Annotated in this window: 1 pseudogene; it reads left to right on the top strand. The window is 60.4% G+C overall.

The features are described from left to right. Positions 1-644, top strand: a pseudogene (locus tag HX818_RS26110) (type IV secretion protein Rhs); the annotation flags it as partial.

Genomic DNA, 644 nt, shown 5'->3' with positions numbered 1-644 from the left:
CTGGCCGGTGGGGCGAGTTTCTTCTGGGAGTGGGAACGGTCTGGCAAGGCAGCGCGATGTGTCCGGCACTGGGCCAGCTTTTCGCAGATGGACACGCGGTATGTGTGGGACGACAACGGCACGGTCACCGTGCACAACGCCGATGGCAGCCAGGAAGTCTACGTCCACGACCAGCGCGCACGGCTGGTGCAGCGGATCGATCCGGACGGCGCGCAGCACTTCAAATCCTACGACGAAAAAGGCCGGCTGACGGTCGAGCAGAATCCACTGGGAGCGGTGACGGCGTATCAGTACGACGACGCCGGTCGGTTGATTGCGCTGTTTCCCGGGGACGATACGCCGACGTCCTACGAGCATGACAACGGGTTCGTACGGGTTGTGCGCCGTGGTGACGCGGTGTGGAAATACCAGCGTAACGATCAAGGCGATATCACTCGCAAGACTGATCCGGACGGCAATTACACCGAATACACGTACACCCAACACGGAAAGCTCACGGGTGTTTGGTATCCGGATAACAGCAGCCAACGCTTTATCTGGAACGAACGCGGCCAGCTCATTGAGGAAAAACTGGCGAATGGCGGTGTGCGGCGTTATCGCTATGACGAGCTGGGGCGGCAGGTGGCTTGCGAGGATGAGCATGG

This window comes from Pseudomonas sp. F9001, assembly GCF_013385435.1.
GTDB lineage: Bacteria > Pseudomonadota > Gammaproteobacteria > Pseudomonadales > Pseudomonadaceae > Aquipseudomonas.
This window is presented reverse-complemented; position numbering and strand designations above follow the sequence as displayed.